This window comes from Shewanella sp. 10N.286.45.A1 (genome assembly GCF_041470405.1).
Taxonomy (GTDB): Bacteria; Pseudomonadota; Gammaproteobacteria; order Enterobacterales; family Shewanellaceae; genus Shewanella.
The window spans coordinates 1-2,484 of record NZ_JBFRMK010000176.1; the positions used below are offsets into that span (position 1 = coordinate 1).

Annotated in this window: 2 protein-coding genes; one reads left to right on the forward strand and one right to left on the reverse strand. The window is 45.4% G+C overall.

Features of this window, described 5'->3' with window-relative positions; genetic code table 11:
- Positions 1 to 183 precede the first annotated feature (183 nt).
- Positions 184 to 1,047, reverse strand: coding sequence for a hypothetical protein (locus AB4238_RS13835; protein ID WP_372033947.1), 864 nt, complete (start codon positions 1,045 to 1,047; stop codon positions 184 to 186).
- A gap of 243 nt (positions 1,048 to 1,290) precedes the next feature.
- Between AB4238_RS13835 and AB4238_RS13840 the strand changes: the two genes are divergently transcribed.
- Positions 1,291 to 2,217 carry an LpxL/LpxP family Kdo(2)-lipid IV(A) lauroyl/palmitoleoyl acyltransferase gene (locus tag AB4238_RS13840; protein ID WP_372033948.1) on the forward strand — a complete coding sequence of 309 codons (927 nt, stop codon included), beginning with the start codon at positions 1,291 to 1,293 and terminating at the stop codon, positions 2,215 to 2,217.
- The last annotated feature ends 267 nt before the right edge of the window (positions 2,218 to 2,484 follow it).

Here is a 2,484-nt window from a genome sequence, read left to right on the forward strand (position 1 = left end):
GCTTCTAAATCATGGATGAATTAGTAGAGCCTATAGGGATATATTCACGGCGACTTGCAAAGGCTCAATGCAGCTGAATTACGCTTGATTGCCATATATCCCCTTAACCTCGATACTGATCTTAAGGCTCGCTACGTTAAATCTATCGTATCCAGAAATAAGGCACCAAACGAGATTTTACAGTTACAGTCGAGGAGCTATGCTCGGTGTCTCTGGCTGCATATTTTGCTCTGCTAACCAGTGCTTTGCACTTGATTGCCCCATAATCTTAATCAGCGTCGGCTCTAGGTAACGGCCTAAATCGGGTTTACGCCAATACATGTAACCAGGTAAGGGTTGTACAGTGCCTGCGCCAAAGGTGCGCTGTATAAGGCTAGAAAACTCGGCAATGCTGTCATCATTAGGTACTGTTAGCAGCGGCCAAAAATCGGTTAAAAAGGCATTAAAACTATCAAAGGATTGCAGCTGTTTTACACTGTAGTGCTGTAATGCTTGCGCCAAAATAGGAACGCTCCAGTGGGACATAAACTCGGTATTGGCTATCACATCGATATTGCGCCTATGGTATTGCTGCCAAGCTAAATCTAGGCTATTCGTTTCATTGGCTACCCGCCAAACTAGGTAAAGATCAGATAACCACTCATGTTGGTAGGTGCTGTTAATCTGTAGATTTAGGCTTTGCATTGCCGCTATCGCTTCAAGGTGACCCAACTCATGCCAGTAGGTCAGTTCATCTTGCCGATTAAGCGCTAACGAGTAATGACCCGTGCCCCAGTTTACGCTGCGCTTATGCGGCAGTTTATCAAAATCAGTCACCAAGACTCCGGCAATTTCGCGGTGAAGGATCGGTAACACCATGGCTGCACGTGCGCCCATTGAGAGCTGAAGTAATTGGCTGTTAGGCAACTGGGATCTAGCTGACTGAGGCAGTGCTTCTAAACAAGTCGCTAGTATGTCACGTTCGCAGATGAGAGCCTGTTGGCTTGCAACATCCTCCCAAAGAAAACCACTTGAAAGCAGTAAACTCGCAGCCAATGCTATAGCCATTGTGCTACTGCGCTATTGGGTTGCCATGGTGGTCTTAATCGGCTCAATGGGATGTTCCTCTGCAAACTCAATAGCAACATGGCTGCTGCACTTTGCTGCACTTAAATGTAGGAAATAACGCCACTATGGCGGGTTCTTTCACAGATTTAACCCTGATTGTACCTAATTTTTAATGATGTTGAGTAAATGTGGGCGAGATTGCGTTAGAATAATGAGTAATTTTTCAATGTATTCGAGTTTTCCGTGGTAGAAAAAGCCCAGTTTTCATCTCATCTTTATCATCCTAAGTACTGGCTCCTTTGGCTAGGTGTAGGCCTTATGCGCCTCACGCAAGTATTGCCTTTGCGTATTCAAATGAAAATGGGGGCAGTGCTTGGCAGACTGGCAATGGGTATTGTTGGTAAACGCGTTAATACTGCTAAACGTAATTTACAGCTGTGTTTTCCCGAAATGAGTGATGCCGAGCAACAAGCTCTGCTGCGTGAGAATTTCGAACAAACGGGTAAAGCCATTTTCGATACTATTAATGGTTGGTGGTGGTCGGATGAAAAAATTCAGCAGCATATGACCATAAAAGGCCAACAACATGTGCAGCAGACACTCGATAATGGCCAAGGGGTGATCTTGTTTGCTGTTCACTGTTTACCATTAGAGATGGGCGCACGGATCTTTGGCCAGTTCCAACCCGGTGTCGGCGTTTACCGTCCGCACAACAATCCGGTGATGGAATATTTGCAGGTAAAAGGGCGACTACGCTCTAATAAGGCTTTAGTACCGAAAAGAGATCTACGCCAGATGGTGCGAAGCTTACGAGCGCCTAATGTTATCTGGTATACCGCCGATCAAGATTTTGGCCGTTCAAGTGCCACATTCATCCCATTTTTTGCTGTTGAAGAAGCCGCTACAATTACCGGAGCCACTACGCTGGCCAAACTGGGGAAAGCTAAAGTGCTGCCCTTTTTTGTTGAGCGAAACAGCAGCGACACCGGTTACAATATCGAGATCCAAGCGCCACTGGACAACTTTCCTGGCGAAAATGAAATTGAAGATGCTAAGCGCGGCAATCACATCATTGAGCAGATTATTAGCCGCAATAAATCACAATACATGTGGCTGCATAGACGCTTTAAAACCCGCCCTAATCCAGAAGATCCATCATTGTATAAGTAATCATTACAGCCCTTTGTAAAATTGACACCGGGCAACCGCTCACTTTGCTGCTAACCAATAGCAGCAAAGTATTATACCCGTACTACCTGAAGATGCTCGTTTCAGAGGCATTGTGCCAGTTCAATTCTAGGCGCATTGACGTAGAAATGGTTATTCCCTTTTAAGTGAGTGCAACAACGAAGTGGGCTGGCACAAAGCCTTCTGCGATGGGCGCTTCTTATATAAAAAGCATGGACTTTACTCTGTGTTATTGATTTTACTAAGGGA

What these genes read in the sequence shown, in the direction of transcription:
- AB4238_RS13835 (WP_372033947.1), bottom strand. Translation starts at nt 1,047, where the DNA reads ATGGCTATAGCATTGGCTGCGAGTTTACTGCTTTCAAGTGGTTTTCTT.